A 22,687-nucleotide genomic window follows, 5' to 3' on the forward strand; every position below is an offset into this window, starting at 1 on the left:
ATGAACTCATTGTTACATCTTTAATCAGCTTGATTCCAAATTAGTACGGCGGACAAAGAGAAAATTTTTTAGGTGAAATATTGGACAACAGCATTAGGGAAAAATTCTTTAACGTACGCTCGAATGGTACTTTCTAAATCTCTCGCTGCTTCATCTGGATACACATATTTTCCTATCCCGTACCTTCCCCATTTGTACTTTCTCTTTTCTTCATTCATTTCTAATTTTGTCTTCGGATATCGCTTTGCAATAACATTTTTTGCGGGTTTTGTATACCGGTGTTGGATCAGTTCAAAGGTTAAGTCGGGAAGATCGACACCTTTTAGCTCCTCACTTAACCGTTCAAACAATTCTCGGTAGCCCTCCTGCCAATCGTCATGCATGTAAATGGGTGCAATGATAAAACCCAATGGATAGCCGGCATTCGCTACCTTTCTTGCAGCCCTTAGCCGGTCTTCAAAGGAAGACGTCCCAGGCTCGAAATTTTTAATGACATAGCGAGAATTAACACTAAACCTAAATCTGGTTTTTCCATTATGCTTCGCATCAAGGAGATGGTCAACATGATGAAATTTGGTTACGAAACGAAGCTGGCCATATTCGGATTGCCCAAAAAACTCAATCGCTTTCTTTAATGAGTGGGTTAGATGGTCCAATCCCACGATGTCTGATGTACATGCGGCTTCAAAGCGCGTAATTTCTGGCTTGCGTTCATCCATATATTTTTGAGCCTGTTCAAAAATTTCATCTAAATTTACATAGGTTCGAATATAGGGTTTACTGCCCAGTGTCGTTTGCAAATAACAATAATGACAGTGGCCCATGCAGCCTGTCGCAAGCGGAATCGCATACTCAGCTGATGGTTTTGAAGTATCAAATTTGAGTGTCCTCCTAATTCCAACCACAAGAGTTGATTTAGCATTACGGTATTGCTGAAGCTCGTTATCACCAGGAATACCTCTAACTTGGTTATGAGAAGTTGTTTCTCGAATTTCAAGACCCAGTTTGGTGAACTTTTCTTTTAATTCCTGACCTAACGGATACTCTAATGCTTTCGGTTCAATATAAACCAACTGCGGCATAAAAGGGTCCATGCTTATTCCCTCTTTTCTTTATTGTTTTTAGTAGTATGGGTTGTTAGGAGGGAAGATAATAAACATTAGCATAGAGAAGTTTTTCCAAAAATTTTCGGTAAAAAAAAGCATCGGATACCCCCGATGCTTTTTTTACATTCTGCTTTATTATATTCGTTTTGCGCCAATGTATTTTGGTTTCCAGTAGCTGTTGCTGGTATAGGTGATCATGACACCCTTTGAGGATGAAGCCATAATCATTTTTCCAGACCCCATGTAAATGGCAACATGAGTAGGCTTACTCGCTTTCGTTGGGGCAAAAAACATTAAATCTCCAACCTGTAATGAACTTACTCGATACCCTTTTGTGTAAAACATGTCTGCTGCTGTCCGTGGCAGTGTTTTTCCTGCCTTACTAAAAGAATACTTTACAAGACCAGAACAGTCGAAACCATTAGGTGTAATCCCACCCCATCTATAGGGAACACCAAGATTTGCTTTTGCTACTGAAATTGCTTTTGTATGATAATAGGCCGCTTCTGCTTTATCACCCGTAGTGGTAAACAAAGACGTTGTTATTGTAGCTGTCATAACTAGAGCTGCAATAATTTTCTTTAACATTTTGTTATTCCCCCTTGGTGTGATTGGATACTCATACTATACAAGGAAAGGATAACAGGGGTGTCACAGCGATATTACAATTCCATTACAAAGTTATTTTAAAATAATATTGTAATAAAAAAAGTATGGAAATTTTTTCCATACTTTTAAAATAAGTCTATAAACCGCATTTTAATTGGGCATTACAGTTTGTACACGTATTACATCCGCCGATTTCTTTAACTTTTCCTTTACGGCAGACTGGGCAGGTGTTGCCAACTTCAGAGCCAATTGTTACATCTGTAGAGCGAAGATCACTGATGGTATCAACAAGGACTACATGCTGCTTTGGTTTTTCGTCAAACATGGATAATTGTTCATTTGTATTATCTTCAGCCTTCAGAGTTAATACTTGTGAATCACGTGAACCATCCACATAAACGGTACCACCTTTTGCACCGCCGCGATATAGTCGTTCATATACCTTTTCAACCTGTTCTACACTGTATCCTTTTGGCGCATTGACTGTTTTACTGATCGAACTGTCAATCCAGCGCTGGATGACACATTGGACGTCTGCATGGGCTTCAGGAGCCAGTTCCATAGCAGCAACAAACCATTCTGGAAGATTTTCTGGGTCTGCTTCTGGATGCTGGTCTAAATATTCTTGTACGATGTCTGCTTTAACTTCAATAAATTTGCCAAGGCGTCCACTGCGGAAGTATGAGAATGAGAAATAAGGCTCTAATCCGGTGGAAACGCCGACCATTGTACCAGTACTCACGTTTGTTACTCTCTATAAAAATCTTACAGAGGGCGGGATTATCAGTACCCGCTCCATATGTCGCCATATGGGTCAGACTATATCATCAACCATTTTTGAATGTCTTTTTCGATGACAAGGATATTCACAGAGACAAATAAGGTTTGAAAGTTCATTCGCTTTTTCCCAATCTCCTTTAAAATTTCGAAAAGGGATAATATGATGAACTGATAGTTCCTTACCGTAGTGTTCTTCTGTAACTCCACAATTTTGACAAGTGAATTGATCTCGTTCCCTAGCTAATCTTCTTTGACTTAACCAATTTGGTCCATAATAGCTAATATCTCCACCGTTCCAAGTACCACTATTTTCACCAGAAAACATTCTATTTTCACTATAATATTTTCCCATACATGCTATAGAACAAAAATTTAATGGTCGTAAAGTAGAAGGCTTTTTTTCAAAATCTTTTCCACAATTACTACAAGTAACTAAGATTTGATTTTTATATAAAACTTTTCCCCTTGCACCATTAGATTTACCAAGACAATGTCTAGAACAATATCTTGCAGAATTCTCTCTATTCCTTGGTACACTAAATTTTTTTCTACAATAAGCACATTCAATTTCAACTTGATCTTTTAAGTGTTGGTTAATTAGATGACCATTTTGAATTTGATATGCTTGTTTGCATTTTTGGTTACAAAAGTTTGTATTAAATATTATAGATGGTTTTCTTAGCAATATTTTCCCACAAAAATCACACTTAATTTCTTTCTTCTTTGATAATTCCTTTCAGAAATCTGGAGGGTAATTTTTGTGAAAAATAGATTGGCATTGGCGGGAACAAAATTTTTTCCTATCAAAATGACTGGGTTTATCTTAATTTCCTTGTCACAGTTAAGACATTTCTTAATCATAATAAACCTCCGAACTGTTTTCTTTTAGAAAAAAACAGAACGGGTGTTCTTGCAATTAATATGGTTGCTCAGCATGTAGTCGTTGAGGGGTCAGCCACGACTTCCCTGCGGATTGTCTGGTAGGCTTTCGCCAACACTCTTACCTTTTTACCTATTAACAGTTGGCAAGACAAGGTAGTAAGAGATACGCCAGGGTTTCCCGCATATAGCTAAGTTTACGCAGCGCTCTTACGAACACTGGGGGCAATATCTTTACCCGTTGGTGCAACGGTTAGCAAATGTGAATTTCTTATTCCTTTTTCTAAAATAGACTGGCGAATATCTTCTGACATTTTTTTCATAAAGCCTGTGTTGATAAATGCCTGTCTTAAGCGATTCGTTTCTTCGTATGTTTCACCATTTAAGAACGGGAAGCTCCCCTTCTCTGTTGCTAATTCAACTGATGTCCTATACGCAGTAGTCGCAATTGCTTCAAATACTTGGTCAACAAGTTGGTTACCTTCTGGTGAACCATACACTGTTTCACAATAGATAAGAAGATCATGCAAGCCCATTACGCCAAGTCCTACACGGCGCTCGCCAAGTGCCTGCTTTTTATTTTCTTCTAAGAAGTACGGTGTGGCGTTTATGACGTTATCCTGCATTCTTACGCCAACTTCAACAGTATGTTTTAACTTTTCAAAATTAACTGTTTTTGTTTCCTTATCAGCCATCTCCGCGAGATTCACTGCTGCAAGGTTACAAACAGAAAATGGTGCAAGTGGTTGTTCTCCACACGGATTTGTTGCAACGACTTGTTGTCCATATGCTTTTGCATTAGTCATGTCGTTAGCGTTATCGATAAAGAAAATTCCTGGTTCTGCTGAGTAGGTTGCACAAATATTAATTAGATTCCAAAGTTCTTTTGCTTTGATTTTTTTATAAACACGAACTTTGTAGCCAAGTTTTTCCCACTCACGAACATCACCGACTTTGTGCCATTCTTCATTGTAAACTTTCATTTCTTCTTGACTATAGTGTTCAACATATGGGAAACGCAGTTCGTACTCCCCATCATTTTCAACTGCTTCCATAAACTCTTTCGTTAAACAAACAGATATGTTTGCTCCAGTAAGGAATTCAGAATTGTGAACGGTGTAGTTCCCGCCTTCTTGTAATTTTTCTTCCGCATGTGCAATGACATTTCCTTCAAACCCGCCAGTTCCAGGGAAATCTTTATAATTTACGATACCTTGATACATAGCAGTTTCTTGCATAGTTAATGGTGTAAACTTAAGCTTATCTTTTGCATGTTTTTTAATCGTTTCATCTTTTGTATTTTCAATTAAGAATCGTAAAATTCTTGGATTCTGCATTTTAGAGATAATAAATTCAATAATGTCTGGATGCCAGTCCGCTAGCATGATCATCTGTGCTCCACGCTTTTTTGTTACACTCAGTTATTTGAGCGGCTAGGTCATTTCTGCCTAGCTCTCATGCTTTCACATGAGAGCAGACTATATCATCAAAGATAAACATCTTTGTCTCGTGCCCCAAAATTCCGTTTCCGGAATACCGGTTTACTCTTTCCTTAGTAACAACCTTAGGAAGTTTCAATAGTCGTTGAACGTTCATCTCCGTTTCCAGAGACGCTTCGCTGCTGATTGCCCAATCCTTATCATTTTCAAACCCTCACGCTCACCGTTGCCAGTCACGTTGTGGTTGATAAAGCTCTAAGGGTGTTCCAGCAATTCACGAGATTTTAATCCCGCCGTTGGAGTAGTTAACGGGATCCACCTTGCTCAACCAAATGCGTCAATTTCGCAATATCATCCAACCATGAAACCGATCCAGATGACTTACCATTGACACCTCTTGCCAAGGTGTTTCGCGGTCTTAAGGTCGAACCGTTCGTACCCACACCGCCGCCGCGGCTCATGATTTCCATCACTTGCTTCCGGTGATCAGAAATTCCTTCACGTGAATCCGGAACAAACGGCATTACATAACAGTTGAAGTAAGTAACATCCGTATTTGCCCCTGCACCATAAAGCACCCTTCCGGCAGGAATAAAGTTCAAATTAACAAGTTCCTGATAAAACTTCTCAGTCCATTCTTTTTTCTTCTCTTCCGTTTCTTCCACCATTGCAAGACCTGTAGCATTCCTTTTTGCTATCTGCTCGTAGAAGAGCTCCAGCGGCTTCTCAATGACATCTAAAGAGCGGCTTATTACACCGCTACTTACCTCTTCAGGATCATCAAGGACACCTCTAAATTCCTCTTCCACCAAAACCTTCGCTCTTTTCTTTTCCCAGTCAATTTCCTTGATAGTACCAAGACCGCGAGCAGGAAATTTTGGATCCTCTTTAATCGTTAAAACAACAAAGTCGCCATTTGTAAGGGTAATTTTTGCTGTGTCTTTAAAAGTGTAACGATCCAGCATAACCAATCTTGATACACCTTTATGAGTTATTTTCATATCTGGGGTAACCGGATGTACTTGGGGGAATAGGCGGATATCCTCATTCAACCTCTCAAAATCAATATTCATTTTTTGTCTAAAAACTACAGACATGAGAACAACTCCTTCAAAAAATAAAATCTTTATCCTGTGTTAGAATCTAGTAAGTTTTGCTATATCTAGTTGTCTTAATAAACTTACGTTACCATAGACAAACGATAAAAATCAATATATAGTACCAAAAATATTTTTGACACCACTATATATTGTGAAACAAGCTAATTACATTTATTTTGTCAAACTCAAAAAAAACTATATTTAGAAGAAAAGAAAAGCTTTTATAGGATTTTTGGCAGATAACAGGATATTTCAACAAAATTCGAGGTTTGCCTCTTTTTAAAAAAAGTACTAGGAAAAAGAAAAAAGCGGCAGCCGCCGCTTACTACCTTTTATAATTCCATTCATCACTTTCATATCGTTCTTTGGCAATTTTATTAACGTATGCCAGTTCCTCTTCCGTTAACTGATAAGGTTCCAGCTCAATATTTAATCCCTCAGCAAAGCCTTTATAAAAAGCATCTTTTGCTTCGTCTAGCGTGATTTTCCTTGGGCTGATGGCGTTAATCGCAACCGCTTTATCCTTAAACGACTTCTTCATACGTTCTTTAACCCGTTCATTCGAATATTTAAATAGGCTAAACAACTTATCTTCATCTATATCCAATAAAATCGATCCGTGCTGAAGAATGACTCCTTTTTGTCTCGTTTGTGCGCTTCCTGCTACCTTCCGGCCTTCTACCACAAGTTCATACCAACTTGGCGCATCAAAGCAAACGGCAGAGCGCGGATTTTTCAGCGCATCTCGTTCTTCCGCCGTTTTCGGTACGGCAAAATATGCCTCAAGGCCTAAATGATGGAAGCCCTTTAAAATCCCTTCTGAAATAACACGATATGCCTCAGTCACCGTTTTGGGCATCTCAGGATGATCTTCGGAAACAATGACACTATATGTTAGCTCATGTTCATGGAGAACGCCACGACCGCCTGTAGGTCTTCTAACAAAGCCTAATTGATGTGCCTTCACAGCCTCCATATCTATTTCTTTTTCAACCTTTTGAAAATAGCCCACTGATAAGGTTGGCGGGTTCCAACCATAGAAACGGATAACCGGTGGGAATTTTCCTTCACTATGCCAATCGAGCAAGGCCTCATCTAACGCCATATTAAATGATGGTGACCCATGACCAGAATCAATAAAACGCCATACTTCTTTTTCCATTCGAAAACCTCTTTTAATTAATTTATTCAAGGTTTAGTCTACCAAAATCTGATATGAATTCAAAATGAGATGTTTCTGATATAATGAACTTAAGCAATCTTAAAGATTTTTTCCTTTTTAATCTTTATATTTCTCTGATTGACTTATATAATAAATACTAGTGTAGTAAAGCTTGAAGGGAGCAAAAAAAAGTTGAATTCACTTATCACCTTATTGATTATTATTGCAGCAGTTATTATCTACTCCGTTTTTACTTTTTTCTATCAAAAAAGAATTGTTAAAACGGTAACAGAGGAAGAATTCCGTGCGGGATACAGAAAGGCACAGCTAATAGATGTTCGTGAAGCAAACGAGTTTGATGGCGGCCATATTTTAGGAGCACGTAATATTCCAATGTCACAAATGAAAATGCGCATGAAAGAAATTCGACAGGACATGCCTGTCTACCTATATGATCAAAACGGCATGCGCAGCGCTCGTGCAGCACAATTCTTGCACCGCAAAGGGTACCGAGACCTTACCCAGCTGCAAGGCGGGTTCAAAAAATGGACTGGGAAAGTGAAAGCGAAGAAATAAGATTAAAAGAGGATGCATCAATAGGGTTAAACCTATTTGATCATCCTCTTTGTTAGTATATATCCTTCTATTTAGGAATTAGTCAATTTGCGTCGATCTTCAATTTGAGGAGGTTCTTCCATCCAACCATTTTTAATCATGATTTCTCCACCATCTTTAGCAAAGGCATAAATCTCCAATGTTATCCGAGCCATTGTTATTGGTAAATCACTTCGTAAGCTAAATGCTCCCCCAAGTGCATTACTCCCAAGACCAAAAGTACTTAACAGGCTGGTGATAAACATCATTAACTTATCAGAGAAAGGGGCAACTGTAGAATTGGTAGCTTTTCCAGCGGGTGTCGCAGGCGGTTCTATATAATCTTTGCGCAAAAATTCACCTAAAGTTGTTTCTACTTTCATGGATAATTTCATCCCTTTGACAAAATACTCCTTTACCTGTTTGTCTTTTGCTACCTGCGCAAACCCTATCATTAATTGCAAGCCAACCAGATTTGTCTCAATGGCGTGATGTATAAGTGAAACCTCAATTGTATTTAAGGCTCTTGTCTTATTTAACAAGTTAAACCCTGATAAATAATTATTATCTTTAATAAATGTAACCTCTTTTGGCATTGTCACATAGGGCGAACGGACAAGAACTCCTTTCGTCAATAGAATTTCTGTCACCTTGTCTAATTCATCTTGGGCGTTATCCGTCAATTGCTTAAAGAAATTTCTAATATCTTTTCGGAATGACATGGTTGAGTAGAGTGCAAATAGACTAATTCCTAATTTATCAATCATGTGTAAAAACATTAAATCATAGACCTGGTCGAATAATTTTGGTGTACCTTTATATACATCTTCTTTAGTGAAACCCAATGGGACGGCTGCTCCCTCATCCTTAAAGATAGTACGAATTGTTTCAACGGCATGTTTCGAAAAATCGTGACACGACTTTAAAATTTGTTCGGTTTCTAGATCCTCAACATGTTCAAGGAAGTGCTCAAGCACCCTCATTAGCATTGTTTTGTCCTGATAAGTCATCCAAAGGTTTCCTAATTCTGATGCTGTCAATGGAATATGGTTTTGATTTTTCACTTATATCCCTCCACGTTTTATTATTTAGTATGAACCTATGCATAAGAAAAAATATTATCTAGATATAAATAAAAAAAGTCCAGATTCAATTTCTGAATCTGGACTCTGCACTTATTAACTCTTTTGATATTTCAAAATAGGTTTACGAGCAGCTAAAGTTTCATCCAATCTGCCGATAACAGTCGTATGTGGCGCCTCTTGTACGATTTCTGGATTTTCTTCCGCTTCTTTGGCAATTTGTATCATTTTGTCGACAAATGAATCGAGGGTCTCTTTGGACTCTGTTTCCGTCGGCTCAATCATGATACATTCTTCCACATTTAACGGGAAGTAAATGGTTGGCGGATGGTAGCCGAAATCAAGCAGACGTTTTGCGATATCTAAAGTACGTACCCCTAATTTTTTCTGACGCTTTCCACTTAAAACAAACTCGTGCTTACAATGTTTGTCGAATGGTAAATCATAATATTCAGCCAATCTTCTCATCATGTAATTTGCATTTAAAACGGCATACTCCGTTACTGCCTTCAAGCCATCAGGTCCCATAGAACGAATATACGTATAGGCACGAACATTGATGCCGAAGTTTCCATAGAATGGCTTAACGCGGCCAATGGATTGTGGACGATCATAATCAAGTACATACTCGTCGCCACGCTTCGAAATAATTGGTTTTGGTAAAAATGGAATCAGATCTTCCTTAACCCCAACTGGACCAGAACCAGGTCCCCCGCCTCCGTGTGGTCCTGTAAAGGTTTTATGAAGGTTTAAATGGACAACGTCAAAGCCCATGTCACCAGGTCTAGCTTTTGATAGAACGGCATTTAAGTTGGCTCCGTCATAATAAACCTTGCCGCCTGCATCATGAATAATTTCTGTGATTTCTAGAATTTGTTCCTCAAATAGCCCAAGCGTGTTTGGATTCGTTAACATGAGGGCAGCTGTATCATCCCCGACAACCCGTTTTAAATCCTCAAGGTCAACAAGTCCCTTGTCAGTTGATTTCACCGTTATGGTTTCAAAACCAGCAATTGTCGCTGAGGCAGGGTTTGTTCCATGGGCAGAATCCGGAACGATCACTTTTGTTCGCTTCATATCACCATTTGCTTCATGGTAGGCACGGATCAACATTAATCCAGTCCATTCTCCATGGGCGCCTGCTGCTGACTGCAAGGTTACTTCATCCATGCCGGTAATTTCAATTAAATGCTGCTGGAGATCGTATAATAGTTCAAGTGCCCCTTGGACAGAGCTTTCGTCCTGTAATGGGTGTACATGGGCAAAGCCATTAAAGCGAGCAACATTTTCATTGATTTTCGGATTATATTTCATCGTACAAGACCCGAGTGGATAGAATCCTGAATCTAAACCATGGTTTCTATTAGAAAGAGCAGTATAGTGGCGCATGATATCAAGCTCGGACACCTCAGGTAGTTCAGGCTCCTCTTCACGTAAATAACCTTCGGGAAGAAGACTGCTGATCTCTAATTCCGGAACATCCATTTCCGGCAGGCTGTATCCGATTCGGCCAGGAGTACTACGTTCAAAAATGAGTGCTTGATCCTGATTATGCATGCAAATCCCCCAATTCTTTCACGAATGTATCGATTTCTTCCTTCGTCCTCTGTTCTGTAACCGCGATTAACATATGATTAGACATTTCTGGATAGTCACGTCCTAGATCATAGCCACCGATGATATCCTTTTGTAACAACTTTTGATTGATTTCTTTAACAGGTTTGTTTACTTTTACAACAAATTCATTAAATGAGAAGCCGTCAAGAACCACTTCAAACCCTGCCTCTTTCAACGCATTTTTTGCATAATGGGCTTTCTGTAAATTGGCTGCAGCCATTTCCTGGACACCCTTTTTACCCAAAGCTGTCATCGCAACAGATGCTGCAAGGGCATTAAGTGCTTGGTTCGAGCAAATATTGGAGGTCGCTTTTTCACGGCGGATATGCTGTTCACGCGCCTGTAGTGTTAATACAAATCCACGCCGTCCTTGATCATCTACTGTCTGACCAACAAGACGTCCTGGGACCTTTCGCATTAATTTAGTGGTGACCGCAAAATATCCGCAGTGTGGACCGCCAAATGCAGTCGGGATCCCAAATGGCTGGGCATCGCCTATCACGATGTCTGCTCCAAATTTCCCTGGTGGTGTTAATACTCCAAGAGAAAGTGGATTGCTGCTAACCACAAACATTCCTTTATGTGCATGAATGATAGCCTCAACATCTTTTAATGGCTCGATTCTACCAAAGAAATTTGGATACTGGACAATAACAGCAGCAACATCATCATTAACTAATGCCTTTAACTCTTCTATATCTGTAATACCATCTCTAACCGGGACTTCTACGACTTCAAGATATTGCCCTTTTGCATACGTCTTTAAGACATCACGATACTCAGGATGAACCGCACTGGAAACAACAATTTTTTTCCGTTTTGTATGTCCGGCACTAAGCATGGCTGCTTCTGCTAGGGCTGTACCGCCGTCATACATCGAGGAGTTGGCAACATCCATTCCTGTCAATTCGCAGATCATCGTTTGGAATTCAAAAATGGCTTGCAGCTCACCTTGAGAAATTTCCGGCTGATAAGGTGTATAGGCTGTATAAAATTCAGAACGAGAAATAACATGGTCAACGATTACAGGCATATAATGGTCATAAACACCAGCACCTAGAAACGATACATTTCTTTTAAGATCAGCATTTCGACCGGCTAACTTTAAAAGTTCTTTCATTAAGGCCGTTTCAGATTTGGCCGCCTTAATATTATACTCACCCTTGAACCTTACTTTTTCAGGGATATCGCTAAACAGTTCATCAATTGAAGAAACACCAATCGTTTCAAGCATATCCTTCTTATCTTGCTCAGTCATAGGTAAATAGCGATGTTTCATAAACCTAACTCCCTTCATGTTTTACTTTTCTCTTTTATAAAAAGGTGTTGGAACTACTGTAGCTTTAAGGCGTTTGCCGCGAATTTCTACTTCTACCCCAGTATCTAACCCTGAAAACTCAGTTTTAATAAGGGCAAGACCAATGTTTTTCTTTAAAGTAGGTGACTGTGTACCCGTTGTGACTTCGCCAATTCTATCTTCTCCTTGATAAACCGGGTATCCATGCCGAGGAATGCCACGGTCAACCATTTCGATTCCGACCAATTTCCTAGCTAACCCATTTTCTTTTTGCTTTACTAAAGCTTCTTTTCCAATGAAATCAGCTTCTTTATTTAATTTGACGGCAAAACCAATTCCAGCTTCAAGCGGAGATATTTCCGGCGAAAGTTCTTGGCCGTATAGAGCTAATACAGATTCAAAACGAAGAGTATCACGTGCTCCTAATCCGCATGGAAGAACCCCTTCCTCTTCGCCTGCTTGTAAAATGGCCTTCCAAAGATCGACGGCATCTGCTGCATCACAATATACTTCAAACCCATCCTCACCTGTATATCCGGTTCTAGACACGAGTGCCTTTTTGCCATTTAAATTGACTTCTTGTTGAAATTTGAAAAAGCCAATTCCACTTAAATCCGCATCCTTGGAAAGCTTTTGCAAGACTTTTACAGCAAGTGGGCCTTGAAGAGCAAGCTGGGCCATTTTTTCAGACAGGTTTTCGAGGCTGACATCACCCTCAACATGATCTTCAAGCCATTTGTAATCCTTTTCGATATTCGATGCGTTTACAACTAGTAAATAATGATTTTCTTCCATCTTATATACGAGCAGATCATCAACAGTACCGCCGTTTTCATAGCACATTGCAGTATATTGAGCCCCGCCTTTTTTTAATTTTGAGATATCATTGGTCATCATTTTTTGCAGATAGTTTAAGCTATCGGCACCTTTTACTTCGACTTCTCCCATGTGAGAAACATCAAACAAGCCGACTCTTGTCCGAACTGCTTCATGTTCTTCCTTAATGCTTGAGAATTGGACAGGCAGCTCCCAGCCTCCAAAATCGACGGTTTTTCCTCCATTATCTTTATAAACTTCAAAAAGCGGAGTTCGTTTTAATTCTGACATCCATAATCCCCCTCAGATCTTTTACATGTTCATTCCTCGTAAAACTAACTAAAGATTGAGCCATTTACAACATCAGGTACCATGTTACCTAGTATCGTTTCAGAATAACATCTGGACATAGGATAACAGATTCAAAAACATAAAAAAGGACAGAAACCTCCCTTATACATAAGAGGGTCTCTGTCCTTGCACCTGAAAGTTTACCTGTGATGGTTTTCCCCTTTGGTGGCTGCTCATATGCGGCAGCGCTCTCCAGAGTTGCGTCAAACAAGAGTTCTTTTGCCTGAGAGATTCACATTTCTGCTTGCTCCTTCGGCGCTACAAACGTAGTCTCTCCCCTTGTTGTCATTCGCATGATAATAATTTTCGATTTGGTCATACTAATTATACTCGTAAAATAAATTACTTTATTAAAATATTTAAAACATTCAATGCTATTATCATCCTACCATTAAAACAATACTTTGAGCAATAACTTTATTAGAAAAATGCGAACGCCTTAAATCAAGTAAATTGGTGATTACTGGGCCATATCCGTGTATGAAATGGAGCTGAAATGATGTCTGTTGAAATTGAATTTGATTCCTCGTGGCAGGAGGATTTTCTACATAGAATTGAGAATGATGGACCATGGGGGAATTGGGAGCTTTTTAAACTAGCAATCGGAGTTGAAAACCATTTAATCGTCCCTGAGTTTGAAGGTTTGCAAGCGCCGAATCATTTGCCAAACCTCACACCCCTTCCGCACCAGCTTGAAACAGCGAAACAAGTCATTGAGAATATGAATGGTAAAGCGATCCTGGCTGATGAAGTAGGACTAGGAAAGACAATCGAGGCTGGATTGATTCTAAAAGAATACATGATCCGCGGGTTAGTGAAAAAAGTCTTAATTCTCGTTCCTGCATCCTTAGTTACCCAGTGGGCCATTGAATTGAACAGTAAATTTTTTATACCGGCGATTACGCAAAGGAAAAGCTATGTTTGGGAACAGTGCGATGTTGTTGTATCATCGATTGATACCGCTAAACGTAATCCACATCGAGATATCATTTTTAAACAAGACTACGATCTCATTATTATTGATGAAGCACACAAACTGAAAAATAACAAAACTAAAAACTACGAATTTGTTCAAAACTTGAAAAAGAAATTTTGTTTACTTTTGACAGCCACGCCGATCCAAAACCGAATAGAAGAAATCTTTAATCTTGTTTCCCTTTTAAAACCAGGTCATTTAGGGAGCGAGACCGCCTTCTACGAAAAATACAAACGAGATGCTCGTTCCTTAAATGATGATGAACATCTAAAGGAATTAGTGAACAAGGTCATGATTCGAAACCGGCGGGCAGATACAGGGATTGAATGGACAAAAAGGCAGGTTGAAACCATTCCAATTGAATTTTCACCACAAGAGAAAGAACTATATGAGTCCATTACAACTATGAGGAACGATAGTGATTGGCTCCAAACAAGTGCATTCTCCGTTATGACTTTACAACGTGAGGCATGCAGCAGCCGGGAAGCTGTTTTTTATACGCTTAAAAACATGCTGCAAAAGAAAGAGAATCCCACACCAGCCTTTGAAGAGCAAATTCAATTTTTGATTAAAAAGGTGGAGGCTGTCCAGCAAAATTCAAAAGCGGAAAAAGCGCTTGAATTAATTCAAAAGGTAAATGATAAAGTCATTATTTTCACCGAATATCGGGCAACTCAAATGTATCTTCAATGGTTTTTGAAACAGCACGGAATCTCTTCTGTACCGTTCCGCGGCGGCTTTAAACGAGGAAAGAAGGACTGGATGCGAGAGTTGTTCCAAAAGCATGCCCAAGTGCTGATTGCAACAGAGGCAGGTGGTGAAGGAATTAACCTGCAGTTTTGCAACCATATCATTAACTTTGATTTACCATGGAATCCGATGAGACTCGAGCAGCGGATTGGCCGAATTCACCGTCTTGGTCAGGAAAAGGATGTTATGATATATAATTTTGCCATTAAAAATACCGTCGAAGAACATATTTTGAAATTGTTGTATGAAAAAATACAATTATTTGAAAAGGTCATCGGCGAACTCGACGATATTTTAACCAAGCTCGAATTTGGCAATATTGAAGACCACTTAATTGATATTTTCGGACAATCCAGTTCTGAAGGTGAAATGCGGATAAAAATGGAGAATTTATCTTCGATGATTGAATTTGCTCAAACCATGAAGGAAGGTGATTCACATGCAGCAGCAGGAAATTCATAACTTTCTTTTGAAGTATTTTCAGGCCAATGATTGTCCCATTATTGAAAATAACTCTGGGTATTTAACTGTTCAATTATCAATTGAACTTGATAAGGAGTTGATGAACCGTCCCTTTTATTGGCACTATTTAGAGAAAACAGGCGGGATCCCAAACCCAATGAGACTAACCTTCATTACCGATCAAGAACTAGCACCAGAAAATACAAAAGGGGAAATTATTCACTTTGGGTCCCCAAGGCTTCATCAAATATTTCATTCCACCAAAAATTTAGCCAGCTACATTCGGTTATATGAAAATCATCGCCATCTCAATAATCAAACGCCCTTATTGCCATGGTTATGTATGAATGTGAAAATCTCTTATCAATGTGACCGCAAGCGTGATATTTTTAAATCGATCGGCTTACAGCTCATTAATGGACAAATGGTCGAAAATTTTCATGACCGTTTACTAAAGATCCCTTTAACACCCAAAATTCCAGACTATTCGTTTACCCTCTCACCCTTGGTAAGACCAAAGAGCGGCATGGGCAGAATTGAAACCTATTTAAAATCAGTCATTGCAGAAGATGACCATTCATGGGCAGATGAAGCCCGAATACGTTGGGATAAAGACCTACAGCTATTGAATCATTTTTATGAAGACGTGGAAGAAGAAGAAAATGACAACTATGAAACTGAAAAAAAAGCACTCCAAGAGCAATACGAACCAAAGATCAACATCTCCTTTATCAATGGCGGACTCTTTTATTTAACCGATAAAGCAATCTAATCAGGATGTTTCAACAGGTGTCAGGCACCATGTGAAAATTTCACATGGTGCCTGACATCTGACATTCTTTTTGTTCAAAAAAAATTTTTTTATTTTAAAAATTAAGAAGGAAAAGAGGGAAACCTGTCGAATATTTAGCAAGGAAAAAATAATAAGGTGGTGGTAACCATTGTTAGTTCAATTGAAAGTTTAGCGAATCGGATTATATCGGATGCTGCACGTAACCAGGCAACAGATATTCACATTATTCCTCGGAAGAAAGACACACTTGTTCAAATCCGTTTAACCAACAAACTCATTCCCCGATTATCCCTTCCAAAAGATGAATGCGACAAATTAATTTCCCATTTTAAATTCACTGCTAATATGGATATCGGAGAAAGACGACGCCCACAAAGTGGAGCCATTTTTTGTGAAATTGAAGGACAACTGATTGGCCTTAGGCTATCCACACTTCCATCCAACAACAGAGAAAGCCTTGTTATCAGGCTATTACCCCAGCAAGAACAGATCCCTTTTCACCAGCTCTCATTATTTCCGGGAATGACACGAAAACTACTTGCCCTTCTCAAACACGCACATGGATTAATTATATTTACCGGACCAACTGGATCAGGCAAAACGACAACCCTCTATTCCCTATTGAATGAAACGGCCCACTTATTTCATCGCAATGTTATCACACTCGAAGATCCCATCGAAAAAAACTATGACTCAGTCCTTCAAGTTCAAGTAAATGAAAAAGCGGGCATTACCTATGCAGCCGGATTAAAGGCCATCCTTCGTCATGATCCCGACATTATTATGGTTGGCGAAATTCGCGATGCAGAAACTGCAAAAATAGCCGTCCGAGCTGCACTTACTGGACACTTAGTGTTGTCAACGATGCATACACGGGACGCAAAGGGTGCGGTTTACCGCCTGCGCGAATTTGGAGTGAATTGGTTAGAAGTTGAGCAAACACTTATTGCTGTTACCGCTCAAAGGCTGGTTGAACTGACATGTCCTTATTGTGATGGGGAATGTTCACCCATGTGTTATTCCTCTGGAAGATGGAAAAGAGCGAGTGTCTTTGAATTTTTATCAGGCAGAAACCTGAATACTGCCATGAAAGTGGCAAAAGGGGAAAAACTGGACTTCCATTACCGGACACTAAAGGAAGTCATTAACAAAGGGATTGCGCTTGGATATATTCAAAAATCAGAATATGATCGGCTGGTGTATGAGGATGAAACGCCATAAATGGCCTGTGAATGAGCAAGCAAGTTTTTTAAAAAGAACTGGTGAACTCCTTGCCCGGGGATACCCAATTGCGGAAGCAATTGAATCCATAGCATTACACTTACCACCAAAACGAAAGGAGGAATTATATGGGTGTTTAGTAGAATTAAAAAAAGGCACTCCATTTCATGAAGTCTTACACAATCTTGATTTTCACAAAGACTTGGTCGGTTATGTTTATTATGCTGAACAGCATGGCAGTTTTGCGGATGCACTGTTAGATGGAAGTGAACTTGCTTTATTAAAAGATAGGGATATGCAGAAGCTGTTAAAATTGCTGCAATATCCCATGTTACTTATCTTTATTACTGGTTTTCTATTCATTTTTATCGAGAACACCTTGCTGCCCAGATTTACCACCCTATTTTCATCGCTCGGACTTAAAGAGAATTTTTTTACAAAAGTTATCTATGCCTTTGATCAATATTTCCCAACGATGATCGGCACTATCCTTGGGCTCCTCTTTCTGACAGCAGCTTATTATACTCTCGTCTTTCGAAAACTCTCCACTTTGCAGCAGAGGTCACAGCTTGTTCGCATTCCTATTATCGGCAGGATCCTCAAATTACTGTTTACTCACTACTTTTCCATACAACTGAGTCTCCTATTATCAGGCGGAATTTTCATCTCAGAGGCCCTCACTCTTTTTGAAAAAAATCATAAACAACCTTTCTACAGCTGTGTAGCGAATGAGATTAAAAACAGGCTGGTTACTGGAGAAAAATTGGAAACGATATTAGCTGCATTTTCTTTTTTCGAAAAGGAATTTCCCATGATTGTTAAGCACGGCCAAGTGAATGGTAAATTGGAGCAGGAGCTGCTATTTTTCAGTAAACACTGTGTTTTGAACATGGAGGAACGAATCGAAAAAAGCTTAAAAACGATTCAGCCCATCCTTTACTTATTGATTGGATTTCTCATTGTATCCATGTATTTAGCTATTTTATTACCAATGTTCCATCTTCTGGATGGCATTTAAAAATGGAGGATATAAATCATGAATAATGAAAAAGGTTTTACACTGATAGAAATGATGATTGTTATGCTAGTTATTTCGATATTGCTTATTATCACAATTCCGAACGTTGCCAAGCATAATTCTAATATCAACAATAAAGGCTGTGAAGCATTCGTAAAAATGGTTCAAGCTCAAGTTCAATCCTATGAAATGGAACATAACAATAAGGTGCCGACACTCGCGGAACTAAAAACGGATGGATATTTAAAAGGTGATGGACAAGGTTGTCCTAATGGGCAAAATGTGGTTATTGATTCGAGTGGCAACGTCACAGCGGTTGCAAACGAAAATTAACCAAAAATGTACAATACTCAAAAGGGATTCACTTTAATCGAATCGTTGATTGTTCTCTCTATCTTTATGATCATATCCTCCATCACCGTCTTCGCCTTACAGCCACAGCACACGACAGTGGATGATAGGGTCCTCCTAACCCAATTGCAGGCAGATTTGCTCTATGCGCAGCAATATGCTATTTCTCACCAGCATGATGTATCAGTTGTTATTCTGCCTGGCCAATATCGATATTACATGTTTATGCGCACGGATCTGCCATTGATTGTCGAGAGAAATTACTCAACCTCCTTTACTTTCGTGGAAGGTTCCCTGCCCTTGTATTTCAAATTTCTAAGTGATGGAAATGTGAATAAGTTTGGTACCTTTTATATTAAATCGAAAAATAAGAATTATAAGATAACCGTTTTGATTGGAAAGGGACGGTTTTATGTTACGGAGCAATAAAGGATTTTTTTTGCTTGAACTATTGTTATCACTGTCAGCCTTGTTAATGATAAGTTTATTTTTACTGCCTTTATTGATGGAGTTAAGGGATCAGTCCCGACAAGTGGAGATAGAGAAAACAGCCCGGAAGATTATGTATGAGGAACTAGAAGCGAAATTACTTGATAGCCGAATCTTTACCAACTACACCTTGATTCAAAACAACATCGAATACTCTATTACTTGGGAAGACACCGGTGTAGCTAACCAAAAGGAGGTGTGTGTAACGTTTGAAAAAAATACTTACCAGCCAGAAGACAAAGTTTGTGGTGTGCTCGAATGAAAAAGGCTTTACTTTGGTCGAGGTACTGTTTGCTTTTACCATTTTCTCCATCCTTATTTTTTTCATGTCACCAACATTTGAGATCATCCTTAATAATAAGGGGTCACTACTCGAATTACAGTCGCTGGAATGGGAAGTTTTCTGTACCCAAATCAAAAAAGAAATACACCAAGCGTCTCGTGCCGAAGTGGCCGGGGGACGGTTAATCTTAACGAAGGACTCCGAGACGATTATATACGAGAAATATGGATCCAGCCTAAGGAGACGGGTGAATTCCACAGGACATGAAATCCTCCTCCAAAATATTGCTGCCTATTCCTTCACCATTGTTAATAATGCCGTTAAACTTACTGTTACCGACCTCAGGGGAATAGAGTATTCTGTTACTGCTTACTCCTTCGTAAATTGGAGTACCGGCACATGAAAAATACCGAGCAGGGATTCACCTACCCCCTTACCTTATGTCTGCTTATTATTTTTCTACTGGTTTTCTCCATGCATATAAATCAATTACTAACTGAAAGGAAAATGGCATTTGAAACAACGGCAATTTTGAACCAAGAGTATTATTTTCTTTCTTCAATAAAGAAAATGGAATCGATGCTGCAAACGGGAGGGATTGTCCCCGCCAAAGGAAAAATAATGTATGTTCACGGAACGTTGGACTACCAAGCTGAACCGCCCTCCAGTTATCTGCAAAAAATTAATTTCACTCTTACCCTGCATGCCCGAGAGCCAATTTTTGGATATGGTTATTTTGATACAAGGTCAAAAAAAATCATCAAATGGGGCGATGGCAAATAATTGTTTGAAATAATTGATAAATGGACATAATTTACTGTGACTAATAAAAGTAGGTGTGTCCATGAAAACAAATGATTATGTAAAATACATGACCCAAACAATTGTTAAATATGCAGACCAGCCGAAAGATGAACGAAAACGACTTCGGACTGAACGAAAGCAAACAAAGGCAGATTTTTGGTATCGATGGTTTGGGATTTTGCCTTATATCCTCTATTCCGAAATAAAGAAAAAACGAAAGCACTAAAAAGCGGGCGATTCTCCCTCCGCTTTTTTTTTGCCATAAAAAAGGCATTGACATTACAAAAAATCTCGTACAAGCGTATTTTTAAGATAATTTGTTACAATATAAAGTCGGAAATTGTGAACATTTTCTAAACATATAGTGTTAACATTGTTAACCTCATTCCCATGTTACTTGGGCTGTATTATAATGGAATAAATTATGGGGGTCCGAGGTGAACAGTGATGGAACAAACATTAAAGATAACAAATGTTTTATCAGATCCAACACGCTATTACATTTATCAATACATTACAAAACGTCATCAAGAAGTTACAGTACAAGAGGTGGCGGAAAATTTTAATATTCATCCAAACGTAGCAAGACTACATTTATCAAAGTTAGAAGATGTTAATATGTTAGCATCTGAAACAAAGAAAACCGGCAAAGGCGGTCGGCCAAGCAGATTATATCGCTTATCTGATGATGTCATTCAACTTCATTTCCCTTTCCGTGATTACATGCTCTTATCAAAAGTGGCTATCCAAACAATGATTTCACTTGGTGAGGCTGGTAAAGAAGCACTTTTCTTAACAGGTAAACGTTTTGGTGCCGAAGTTATTGAACAAGAAATGTCAAAAAGATCACTTGGTGAAGAATTAGAATTTGAACAAAAGCTAACAATACTAAAAAGTGCTGCTACTCTGGCGGGTTTTTATCCTGAATTTGAAGCCAATGGTGATCAAACAAAAATCTATTTCCAAATATTTAATTGCCCATTTAAAGAAGTGGCTGAGGATCATACAGAAACAGTCTGCAGTATGCACCATGAATTTTTAAAGGGCATGTTTGGGGCATTGTTTGAATCCGTTGAGTTAGTTGAAAAAGAAAACATGTTCTCTGGTTGTGAAACTTGTTCTTATCAAGTACTTGTATCAAACTAATTCGAAACCATTATTTACATTATGCCTCCTTTTACTTTATAATATTGTAATGATGGTATCATAAGGTAAAAAGGGGGGTTACATATGGATCGTATGTTCAGAGTTTGTGGTTTCTGGACTGGTATTTTTACCGTAATGTTGTATCTAGGGGATATGGACAAAACAGCAATGCTTTTCTTAGCACAAACAGGATTCTTTGTTCTGCTTAGCTATTTAAAGCTTTCCGAGCGTATGTATTTGTACGTCTTCGGTGCATATTTAACTATTTTCTTCGCAGGCTTTACATATTGGACAACATTCATGATGCCGCTTGGTGGAGGACATTGATTTAACTGAAGAAAAAAAACGCCGGAGCTCCGGCGTTTTTTTCTTTTATTTCATAAATATGTCGCTTTCACTTACGTGCATTCCTTTTTCCTGAACGATGATATGAAAATAAGAGCTAATTCCTGATGGCATAATTAAACTGCGAATCGCCCTATTTCGCTTACTAACCTCTGAAAAAGGATTCGAATCATAATGACTTTCTAATTCCTTTAAAATACCCGCCTTTAATAAAAACTCATCCTGTCTTAACTTCGATACCGCGTGCAGACCAACCTGCTGACCTATTTGAAGTAGTGAATCAAAATGGATATGGGTGGTGATGTCCATTTCTCCTGGATACTGCAAGACATCATGCATCATCCTGTGTTGGTAATACCCTCTTAAACTTCCTAATGTCCTCTGTGGGTCCTGCCATTCTTTATTCGTATAACCATAATCAGCTGTCATAACAAGTCCCTTGGAAAGAACCCTCGAAATTTCGTGCATCATCTCGCCCATTGCTAATGGTATTTCGATTCTATGCTTTTCATGTAAATGGATTCCACTTTTCTCTACAAAAGATAGGATATCTGGATTGGTTAACGGTAATTTCTTTTCATACAATACGCCGTCTTCTTGAATCCCAACCATGACTTCGAAAAGCTGATCCTTAATTTTTTCAATGACATGGACAGGTAATGCATCAAAGAGTTCGTTAGAAAAGACCATCCCTGCAAATGGCTCTAATTCGCTAAGACTTTCCACTTGAACAACATGAAAATCGGGGATCAGTAATTCTCGCTGTAAGTTCCGATGATATTGGCTGCTTTCCACGATGGTATACTGGATGGGAGATTGTCCCGTTTCCTTCCACTCCTGCAAGAAGGCATGTGCAAACCGGCCATTTCCTGCACCTATTTCACAAAAGACTGGGGGCAGCTTGGTTGTTTCACAAATATTGCAAAACCATTTTGCAACCAACCTCCCGTATACATCTGAAATATTGCTAGTCGTAATGAAATCTCCTTTACGTCCAATCTTCTGTTTGTCCTTCATATAATAGCCATATTGAGGATGATAAAGGACTGCAGTAATAAAATCAGCATAAGAAATTAATCTTGTCGGTGAATTTGAAATTAATTGTTTTAAGTATGTGATCATCGTAACTCCTATCAATTAACACTATTGACATAGTGTTAACTTTGTTATATTGTTAGAGTAGTAGCTTAACAATATCCCTCCCATTATATAAAAAG

The 22,687-nt window shown here is 38.8% G+C and carries 22 protein-coding genes, 3 pseudogenes and 1 riboswitch; of the genes and pseudogenes, 13 read left to right on the forward strand and 12 right to left on the reverse strand.

Features of this window, described 5'->3' with window-relative positions; genetic code table 11:
- Positions 1–68 precede the first annotated feature (68 nt).
- From splB to AC3ANL_RS18040, 7 genes and pseudogenes are all read right to left on the reverse strand, one after another.
- Positions 69–1,094: a spore photoproduct lyase gene (gene splB / locus AC3ANL_RS18010; protein WP_488325774.1), complete on the reverse strand. Its 1,026-nt coding sequence runs from the start codon at positions 1,092–1,094 to the stop codon at positions 69–71.
- Positions 1,095–1,241: 147 nt separating this feature from the next.
- Positions 1,242–1,694: a C40 family peptidase gene (locus AC3ANL_RS18015; protein WP_488325775.1), complete on the reverse strand. Its 453-nt coding sequence runs from the start codon at positions 1,692–1,694 to the stop codon at positions 1,242–1,244.
- Positions 1,695–1,851: 157 nt separating this feature from the next.
- Positions 1,852–2,454 (reverse strand): annotated as a pseudogene (locus AC3ANL_RS18020) (hypothetical protein); the annotation flags it as partial.
- A gap of 75 nt (positions 2,455–2,529) precedes the next feature.
- The gene (locus AC3ANL_RS18025; RefSeq protein ID WP_488325776.1) at positions 2,530–3,180 is read right to left on the reverse strand and encodes an HNH endonuclease; all 651 of its coding nucleotides are present in this window, start codon (positions 3,178–3,180) and stop codon (positions 2,530–2,532) included.
- Positions 3,181–3,610: 430 nt separating this feature from the next.
- A pseudogene (locus AC3ANL_RS18030) lies at positions 3,611–4,795 on the reverse strand (vitamin B12-dependent ribonucleotide reductase); the annotation flags it as partial.
- A gap of 326 nt (positions 4,796–5,121) precedes the next feature.
- A pseudogene (locus tag AC3ANL_RS18035) lies at positions 5,122–5,910 on the reverse strand (ribonucleotide reductase N-terminal alpha domain-containing protein); the annotation flags it as partial.
- 328 nt (positions 5,911–6,238) lie between these two features.
- Positions 6,239–7,075, reverse strand: a complete 837-nt coding sequence (locus tag AC3ANL_RS18040) for a lipoate--protein ligase family protein (protein ID WP_488325777.1) — start codon at positions 7,073–7,075, stop codon at positions 6,239–6,241.
- 192 nt (positions 7,076–7,267) lie between these two features.
- On the opposite strand from AC3ANL_RS18040, the gene AC3ANL_RS18045 reads away from it, so the two are divergent.
- Complete coding sequence (locus AC3ANL_RS18045) at positions 7,268–7,651, forward strand: rhodanese-like domain-containing protein (RefSeq protein ID WP_488325778.1); 384 nt, start codon at positions 7,268–7,270, stop codon at positions 7,649–7,651.
- Between the two features lie 71 nt (positions 7,652–7,722).
- On the opposite strand, the gene AC3ANL_RS18050 is transcribed toward AC3ANL_RS18045, so the two are convergent.
- The 4 genes from AC3ANL_RS18050 to gcvT form a co-directional block, all read right to left on the reverse strand.
- A complete protein-coding gene (locus AC3ANL_RS18050; protein WP_488325779.1) occupies positions 7,723–8,733 on the reverse strand; it encodes a DUF3231 family protein in 1,011 nt (336 codons plus the stop codon).
- Between the two features lie 114 nt (positions 8,734–8,847).
- Positions 8,848–10,308: an aminomethyl-transferring glycine dehydrogenase subunit GcvPB gene (gene gcvPB / locus AC3ANL_RS18055; RefSeq protein WP_488325780.1), complete on the reverse strand. Its 1,461-nt coding sequence runs from the start codon at positions 10,306–10,308 to the stop codon at positions 8,848–8,850.
- Positions 10,301–11,647 carry an aminomethyl-transferring glycine dehydrogenase subunit GcvPA gene (gcvPA, locus tag AC3ANL_RS18060; protein WP_488325781.1) on the reverse strand — a complete coding sequence of 449 codons (1,347 nt, stop codon included), beginning with the start codon at positions 11,645–11,647 and terminating at the stop codon, positions 10,301–10,303. Before gcvPA ends, gcvPB begins: the two co-directional genes overlap by 8 nt.
- A 21-nt stretch (positions 11,648–11,668) precedes the next feature.
- Positions 11,669–12,772 (reverse strand): glycine cleavage system aminomethyltransferase GcvT, encoded by a 1,104-nt coding sequence (gene gcvT / locus AC3ANL_RS18065; RefSeq protein WP_488325782.1) that lies wholly within the window; start codon positions 12,770–12,772, stop codon positions 11,669–11,671.
- Positions 12,773–13,033: 261 nt separating this feature from the next.
- Positions 13,034–13,121, reverse strand: a riboswitch (glycine riboswitch).
- Positions 13,122–13,331: 210 nt separating this feature from the next.
- Between gcvT and AC3ANL_RS18070 the strand changes: the two genes are divergently transcribed.
- The 12 genes from AC3ANL_RS18070 to AC3ANL_RS18125 all read left to right on the forward strand — a co-directional run bounded on the left by AC3ANL_RS18070 (position 13,332) and on the right by AC3ANL_RS18125 (position 21,452).
- Positions 13,332–15,020 carry a DEAD/DEAH box helicase gene (locus tag AC3ANL_RS18070; RefSeq protein ID WP_488329770.1) on the forward strand — a complete coding sequence of 563 codons (1,689 nt, stop codon included), beginning with the start codon at positions 13,332–13,334 and terminating at the stop codon, positions 15,018–15,020.
- Entirely contained in the window at positions 14,998–15,792 is a 795-nt protein-coding gene (locus AC3ANL_RS18075) for a YqhG family protein (RefSeq protein WP_488325783.1), read from the forward strand. Before AC3ANL_RS18070 ends, AC3ANL_RS18075 begins: the two co-directional genes overlap by 23 nt.
- A 156-nt stretch (positions 15,793–15,948) precedes the next feature.
- Complete coding sequence (gene comGA / locus AC3ANL_RS18080; protein ID WP_488325784.1) at positions 15,949–17,034, forward strand: competence type IV pilus ATPase ComGA; 1,086 nt, start codon at positions 15,949–15,951, stop codon at positions 17,032–17,034.
- Positions 17,021–18,052 carry a competence type IV pilus assembly protein ComGB gene (gene comGB, locus AC3ANL_RS18085; protein WP_488325785.1) on the forward strand — a complete coding sequence of 344 codons (1,032 nt, stop codon included), beginning with the start codon at positions 17,021–17,023 and terminating at the stop codon, positions 18,050–18,052. The genes comGA and comGB overlap by 14 nt, the downstream gene beginning before the upstream one ends.
- Before the next feature lie 18 nt (positions 18,053–18,070).
- On the forward strand, positions 18,071–18,385 hold the full coding sequence (gene comGC / locus AC3ANL_RS18090; protein ID WP_488325786.1) for a competence type IV pilus major pilin ComGC: 315 nt from the start codon (positions 18,071–18,073) through the stop codon (positions 18,383–18,385).
- Between the two features lie 6 nt (positions 18,386–18,391).
- Positions 18,392–18,832, forward strand: coding sequence for a competence type IV pilus minor pilin ComGD (gene comGD / locus AC3ANL_RS18095; RefSeq protein WP_488325787.1), 441 nt, complete (start codon positions 18,392–18,394; stop codon positions 18,830–18,832).
- Positions 18,816–19,154 carry a competence type IV pilus minor pilin ComGE gene (comGE, locus tag AC3ANL_RS18100; protein ID WP_488325788.1) on the forward strand — a complete coding sequence of 113 codons (339 nt, stop codon included), beginning with the start codon at positions 18,816–18,818 and terminating at the stop codon, positions 19,152–19,154. The genes comGD and comGE overlap by 17 nt, the downstream gene beginning before the upstream one ends.
- Positions 19,102–19,578, forward strand: coding sequence for a competence type IV pilus minor pilin ComGF (gene comGF / locus AC3ANL_RS18105; protein WP_488325789.1), 477 nt, complete (start codon positions 19,102–19,104; stop codon positions 19,576–19,578). The genes comGE and comGF overlap by 53 nt, the downstream gene beginning before the upstream one ends.
- Positions 19,575–19,958: a competence type IV pilus minor pilin ComGG gene (gene comGG / locus AC3ANL_RS18110; RefSeq protein ID WP_488325790.1), complete on the forward strand. Its 384-nt coding sequence runs from the start codon at positions 19,575–19,577 to the stop codon at positions 19,956–19,958. The genes comGF and comGG overlap by 4 nt, the downstream gene beginning before the upstream one ends.
- 61 nt (positions 19,959–20,019) lie before the next feature.
- A complete protein-coding gene (locus AC3ANL_RS18115; protein WP_488325791.1) occupies positions 20,020–20,205 on the forward strand; it encodes a YqzE family protein in 186 nt (61 codons plus the stop codon).
- A 221-nt stretch (positions 20,206–20,426) separates the two neighbouring features.
- Positions 20,427–21,125: a helix-turn-helix transcriptional regulator gene (locus AC3ANL_RS18120; RefSeq protein WP_488325792.1), complete on the forward strand. Its 699-nt coding sequence runs from the start codon at positions 20,427–20,429 to the stop codon at positions 21,123–21,125.
- A gap of 84 nt (positions 21,126–21,209) precedes the next feature.
- Positions 21,210–21,452: a DUF2626 domain-containing protein gene (locus AC3ANL_RS18125; protein WP_488325793.1), complete on the forward strand. Its 243-nt coding sequence runs from the start codon at positions 21,210–21,212 to the stop codon at positions 21,450–21,452.
- Between the two features lie 45 nt (positions 21,453–21,497).
- Here AC3ANL_RS18125 and AC3ANL_RS18130 read toward each other — a convergent pair whose 3' ends face one another.
- The gene (locus AC3ANL_RS18130; protein ID WP_488325794.1) at positions 21,498–22,592 is read right to left on the reverse strand and encodes a class I SAM-dependent methyltransferase; all 1,095 of its coding nucleotides are present in this window, start codon (positions 22,590–22,592) and stop codon (positions 21,498–21,500) included.
- Between the last annotated feature and the right edge of the window lie 95 nt (positions 22,593–22,687).

The organism is Neobacillus sp. DHD-1R, assembly GCF_057747995.1.